The sequence below is a fragment of the Nocardiopsis salina YIM 90010 genome (assembly GCF_000341025.1).
GTDB classification, from domain to species: domain Bacteria; phylum Actinomycetota; class Actinomycetes; order Streptosporangiales; family Streptosporangiaceae; genus Nocardiopsis; species Nocardiopsis salina.
The window spans coordinates 38564-44563 of record NZ_ANBF01000139.1; the positions used below are offsets into that span (position 1 = coordinate 38564).

Genomic DNA, 6000 nt, shown 5'->3' on the forward strand with positions numbered 1-6000 from the left:
CGCTGAGCGGCGCCCGCACGCAGCGAACACGAACGAGAGCATTGACGAGCATCCTCGAGGGCGCCCCGGCGCCCGACTTCTCCCTGGACGACCAGCACGGCCGAACGACGTCCCTGTCGTCCCTGCGAGGCGCCCCCGTCCTCGTGGTCTTCTACCCGCTGGCCTTCTCCGGTGTGTGCTCGGGCGAGCTCGCCGAGCTGGCCGAGCTGCACCCCCTTCTCGCCGAGACCGGGACCCAGGTGCTCGCGGTCTCGGTCGATTCCGTCTTCGCCCTGCGCACGTGGTCGGACCGGGAGGGTTTCCCGTTCCGCTTGCTGTCGGACTTCTGGCCCCACGGCGCCGTCGCCGAGTCCTACGAGGTCTTCGACGCCGAGCGCGGTGTGGCCCGCCGCGGCTCCTTCCTGATCGACGCCGACGGTGTGGTGCGCTGGAGCGACCACACCCCCGTCTCCGAACCGCGCGACATGGCCCGCGCCCTGGAGCGCTCCCGCGTCCTGACGGCCTGACGGCCTGACAAGCGGGGGTTGACGCCGTGTGTGGCGTGGATTACGTTCGCGGCAGGAACACGCGTTCGACAGGCGCACACAAGAGGAGACTCGATGCGTCGCAGATCCCTCGCCGCGGCCGCCGCCGCGACGACGCTCCTGGCCGGCGGGTGCGGTGACGGTGAGACCGACGACGGGCTCACCGAGATCACCGTCGGCGCCATCCCCATCATCGACGTGGCCCCCCTCCACCTCGGCATCGACCAAGGCTTCTTCGAGGAGCACGGCCTCGACGTGACCGTGCAGAACACCAGCGGCGGCGCCCAGGCGGTGCCCGGTGTGGTCTCAGGCGACTTCGACCTCGCCTTCGGCAACATCACTTCCCTCGTCGTCGCCCTGGACCAGGGCCTGCCGATGCGCTCGGTCGCCAACGGGGTCGCCACCACCGGGCAGCAGGGCGAGGACTTCGGTGCCGTCGTCGTGCCCGAGGACAGCGACGTCACCGACGTGTCCGAACTCGGCGACGCCACCATCGCCGTCAACAACCTCGAGAACATCGGCGACACCTCCGTGCGCAACTCCGTTCGCGAGGCCGGCGGTGACCCGTCCGGGGTGGAGTTCCTCGAGCTCGACTTCCCCGACATGCCCGCCGCACTCGACCAGGGCGAGATCGATGCCGCCTGGGTCGTCGAACCCTTCCTCGGCGCGGCCCTGGACGGTGGCGCCACCGAGCTGGCCTCCAACTTCGCCGACGTGCACGACGAGCTCACCATCGCCGTCTACTTCACCTCCGAGCAGACCCTGCAGGAGGACCCCGAGACGGTGGAGGCCTTCGCCGACGCCATGGCCGCGTCCCTGGCCTACGCCGACGACCACCCCGACGAGGTCCGCCGCATCATCGGCGACTACACCGAGATCGACGCCGACCTGATCGACACCATGCGCCTGCCCGCGTTCCCACCCGAACCCCACACCGACTCGGTCCAGGTCCTCGCCGACCTGATGGAGGAGGACGGACTCGTGGAGGACACCCCCGACCTCGGTGAGCTCTTCGCGGAACAGCCGTGACCACGTCCCCGACCCGGGCCGGGCTCGGCCGTGCGCCGGTCAGCGCGCCCGTGGGGCCGCGCCCGCCGGGACGGGGCAGTGCCTCGGCGCGCACGGTCTCGCTCGGCCTGTTCGGGATCGTGCTGTCCCTGCTGGCCTGGGAACTCCTGCCCCGCACCCCCGCCACGGACCCTCAGTACCTGCCCCCGGCCTCGACCGTGCTGGCCACCCTCGCCGAGCGCGCCGCCACCGCGCAGTTCTGGGGAGCGGTCGGCGACACCGTCCTGGCGTGGGGGCTGGGCCTGGTGATCGCCTCGGCCGCCGCCACGCTCCTGGGCCTGGTGGTGGGATCCGTGCCGCTGCTGCGCGCCTACACCGCCTCGACCGTGGAGTTCCTCCGTCCCATCCCCTCGGTCGCCCTGATCCCACTGGCGATCCTGCTGTACGGGACCGACATCCGTTCGACGCTCCTGCTGGTCGTCTACGCCGCGTTCTGGCAGGTCTACGTGCAGGTGCTGCACGGGGTCGCCGACGTCGACCCCGTCGCCGAGGAGACCGCACGCAGCTACAGGCTCGGCCGCCTGGCCCGCATCCGGTACCTGATCTGGCCGACCGCGATGCCGTACCTGCTCACGGGACTGCGTCTGGGCGCGGCCGTGGCCCTGATCCTGACCATCACCGCCCAGCTCGTCATCGGCAGCCCCGGCCTCGGACAGGAGATCGCTGTGGCCCAGTCCAGCGGTGCGCCCGACGTCGTCTACGCGCTCATCGTGGCCACCGGGGTGCTCGGCGTGCTCGTCAACACCGGGGTGCGCGCGGTGGAGCGCCGGGTCCTGCACTGGCATCCCTCGGTGCGCGGGGAGGTGCCCGCGTGAGTACGAACCCCCGTTCGGTGAGCGCGCCGGCCCGTGCGCTTTCCTTCCTTGCCCGACTCCTGCTGCTGCCCGCCCTGCTCGTGGGGGTGTGGTGGTGGGCGGCGTCCGGTGAGGGGAGCTTCTACCTGCCCACCCCGGGCACCGTCGCGACCACCTTCGGCGAGGTGTGGCTCTCCGAACGCTTTCTCACTGACGCGCTGCCCAGCATCGGCCTGCTGCTGACGGGGTTCGCCCTGGCCGCGGTGCTCGGTGTTGGTGCGGGGGTGGCCCTGGGCCTGTCACGCACGCTGCGGGATCTGACCGAACCGGTGCTCGAGTTCCTGCGTGCGGTGCCGCCACCCGTCCTGGTGCCGCTGCTCATGCTCCTGGTGGGACTGGACAGCACCATGCGCGTCGCCGTCATCGCCTCCGGGTGCGTGTGGCCGGTGCTGCTCAACACGATCGAAGGGGTGCGCTCCGTCGACCCGGTGCTCTCCGACACCTGTCGGGTCTACCGGATCCGAGGACGCCGACGCCTGACCACCCTGGTGCTGCGCTCGGCGAGCCCGCAGATCATGACCGGGTTGCGCCAGGCGTTGTCCATCGCGGTGATCCTCATGGTCATCAGCGAGATGTTCGCCAGTTCCAGCGGGCTCGGGTTCGCCGTCGTCCAGTTCCAGCGCGGGTTCGCGATCCCCGAGATGTGGACCGGGATCGTGCTGCTGGGCCTGCTCGGCGTGGCCCTGTCGCTGCTCTTCGGGCAGGTCGAGAAACGGGTCCTGAGCTGGCACCGGGGCCTGCGCGCGACCGCGCGAGGGGGATGAACCGTGACATCCGCACGCACTCTCAGGAAGGCCCGGACGTGCTCGACGTGAACGGACTGCGCAAGACCTACGCCTCGGCGGGCCGCGCCGTCGAGGCCGTGCACGACCTCACTTTCCGCCTTCGTGCCGGGGAGCTGGCCTGCCTGGTGGGCCCGTCGGGGTGCGGCAAGACCACGCTGCTCAAGTGCGTGGCCGGGTTGCTGGCCCCCACCGGCGGCACCGTGGCCGTCGCCGGGCACCCCGTGCACAGCCCTCCGCCCGACATGGCGGTGGTCTTCCAGGAGTACGGGCGCAGCCTGTTCCCGTGGCTGACCGTGCGCGGCAACGTCGAACTGCCCCTGAAGGAGAAGCGCCTGCCACGGGCGCGCCGCAACGCGCTGGTGGAGGAGGCGCTGGAGGCCGTGGGCCTGGCCGCCTCGGCGAGCTCGCACCCGTGGGAACTGTCCGGGGGCATGCAGCAGCGTGTGGCCATCGCACGCGCCATCGCCTACGAGCCCCGGGTGCTGCTCATGGACGAACCCTTCGCCGCGGTCGACGCCCAGACCCGCGCCGACCTGGAGGACCTCGTGCGCGGGCTGTGGCAGCGCTTCGACATGACGGTCCTGTTCGTCACCCACGACATCGACGAGGCCGTCTATCTCGGACAGCGTGTACTCGTTCTGTCATCGGCACCCACGGTCGTGCAGGACGACATCGAGATCGACCTGCCCGAGCAGCGCGACCAGCTGACCACGCGTTCCGCGCAGCGCTTCACCGAGCTGCGGGCCCGGGTGCACGGGCAGATCCAGCAGGCCAAGCGGGCGAGCACGTAGGGGCGAGCATGAATACAGGAGAGCCGGACCCGCAGTGTGGGACGCAGAGGAGCAGGCGAACGCCGACCGTGCGCGAGGCGACCCTGGAGGTGCTGCACGAGTACGGCCTGACCACGCTGTTCGCCAACCCGGGCTCCACCGAGGTCGACTTCCTCACCGACCTGCCGGAGAGCCTCACCTTCGTGCTGGCTCTGCACGAGGGCTCGGTGGTGGGCATGGCCACCGGGTGGGCGCTTGCCCGAGACCGCCCCGCCCTGGTGCAGCTGCACACCACGGCGGGGCTCGGCAACGCCGTGGGGGCCCTGGCCACCGCACGTGTGAACCGGGCGCCGCTGGTGGTGCTCGTGGGCCAACAGGACCGCAGGCACCTGGCCCTGGAACCCTTCCTCACCGGGGACCTGCACGGCCTGGGCGGCGACTATCCGGTGCACGTGGCCGAACCGGCCGTGCCCCAGGACGTGCCCGGAGCCGTGGCCCGCGCCCACCACGAGGCCGTACGCGGCCAGGGGCCGGCGCTGGTGGTGGTGCCCCAGGGCGACTGGTCGGTCCCCGCGTACCCGGAGGAGACCGGAACCGCGCCGGCCGAACGTGCGGCCGCGGCCCGGGTGGTCTCCGCTTCCGGGGTCGAGGACGGCGACGTGCACGACCTGGCCGTCCTGGTCTCCGGGGCCCGCCGCCCGGCCCTGGTCACCGGTGCGGGGAACGACAGCGCGCAGGGGTGGACGGCCTTGGTGGCGTTGGCCGAGCATCTGCAGGCACCGGTGTTCCAGGAGAGCTTCGGGGCCCGGGCCGGGTTCCCCCAGGACCACCGCCTCTACGCCGGGGTGCTGCCGGCCGACCGCGAGCGGCTGCGTGCGCTTCTGTCCGGGCACGACGTGGTGCTGGCGGTGGGTGCGCCGGTCTTCCGCCAATACCAGTACAGTCCCGGGCCGCTCGTGGAACCCGGGACCCGCCTGGCACTGATCAGCGACCGCCCGGCCGAGGCCCACCGCAGCCCGGTCGAGCTCGCCGTCCTTGCACCGCCTGCCCCCGCGCTGAGGGCCCTGGTGCGGCACCTGCCCGAGCGGTCCTGTGCGGAGGCGCCGGGGGAGACCGGGGGATCGCAGGCCGGGACCGCGAAGGACGAGCAGGCCCCGACCGCCCCGGGCCCGGGGCCCAGGGGTCCCCTGCGCGCGGCCGGGGTCATGGCGGCGCTGGGCGAACGCGTCGACGCCGACACCGTGATCGTGGAGGAGACCCCTTCCAGCCGCCCCGACCTGCACCGGCTCCCGCCCNTGGGCGGCCTCGGGTTCGCCCTGCCCGCGGCCGTCGGGATCCGTATGGGCGTGCCCGACCGGCCTGTCGTGGCCGTGGTCGGGGACGGGTCGGCGCTGTACCAGGTCCAGGCCCTGTGGAGCGCGGCCAGGTACTGCACGGGTGTGCTGTTCCTCGTCCTGGCCAACGGGCGTTACGCCATCATGGACCGTCTCGCCGAGGCCCGCGGTGGCAAACCCCCGTGGCCCGCCTTCGACCAGGTCTCGCTGTCCGTCCTGGCCGCCGGCCTGGGGTGTGCCTCCCGGCGAGTGAGCTCGCACGAGGACCTGGCCGCCGCGCTCGACGAGATCGTGCCCACTCTGCGCGGCCGCACCGAACCCGTCCTGCTCGACGTCGCCGTGGCCCCCGACCCGGAGTTCCGGCCCTGACCCGGGCGCGCAAGCGTGGCTCCCCACCCCTGGTGCCGAGTGAGGGCGGTGGCGTAGGTTACCGATCCGAGCTCGTGTCCGTGATACGCACGAACGGGCGCCTTGCGACCACACCCCTCCCGGCCGGCCGGGGCGCCCACACCTGCCGTCCCCAACCCCGAGGAGCACCGATGTCCCTGCTCGACCCGCAGGAATGGACCGACCGGGTCTTCACCGGAAGCTGGACCCCCGCACGCGGCGGTACCGCCCCTGTGACCTCACCCACGACGGGGGAGGCGATCGGCAGCATCGGCTCG

The 6000-nt window shown here is 72.3% G+C and carries 6 protein-coding genes; all 6 read left to right on the forward strand.

Annotated elements, in window-relative coordinates:
* Nucleotides 1–41 precede the first annotated feature (41 nt).
* Entirely contained in the window at nucleotides 42–506 is a 465-nt protein-coding gene (locus tag D474_RS0115650) for a peroxiredoxin (RefSeq protein WP_017614491.1), read from the forward strand.
* Between the two features lie 93 nt (nucleotides 507–599).
* Complete coding sequence (locus D474_RS0115655) at nucleotides 600–1553, forward strand: ABC transporter substrate-binding protein (RefSeq protein WP_017614492.1); 954 nt, start codon at nucleotides 600–602, stop codon at nucleotides 1551–1553.
* Nucleotides 1550–2407: an ABC transporter permease gene (locus tag D474_RS0115660; RefSeq protein ID WP_017614493.1), complete on the forward strand. Its 858-nt coding sequence runs from the start codon at nucleotides 1550–1552 to the stop codon at nucleotides 2405–2407. Before D474_RS0115655 ends, D474_RS0115660 begins: the two co-directional genes overlap by 4 nt.
* On the forward strand, nucleotides 2404–3210 hold the full coding sequence (locus D474_RS0115665) for an ABC transporter permease (protein ID WP_040703694.1): 807 nt from the start codon (nucleotides 2404–2406) through the stop codon (nucleotides 3208–3210). The genes D474_RS0115660 and D474_RS0115665 overlap by 4 nt, the downstream gene beginning before the upstream one ends.
* On the forward strand, nucleotides 3207–4022 hold the full coding sequence (locus tag D474_RS0115670) for an ABC transporter ATP-binding protein (protein WP_017614495.1): 816 nt from the start codon (nucleotides 3207–3209) through the stop codon (nucleotides 4020–4022). The genes D474_RS0115665 and D474_RS0115670 overlap by 4 nt, the downstream gene beginning before the upstream one ends.
* Nucleotides 4023–4030: 8 nt before the next feature.
* Nucleotides 4031–5704: a thiamine pyrophosphate-binding protein gene (locus D474_RS0115675; RefSeq protein ID WP_051050989.1), complete on the forward strand. Its 1674-nt coding sequence runs from the start codon at nucleotides 4031–4033 to the stop codon at nucleotides 5702–5704.
* Nucleotides 5705–6000: the final 296 nt, after the last annotated feature.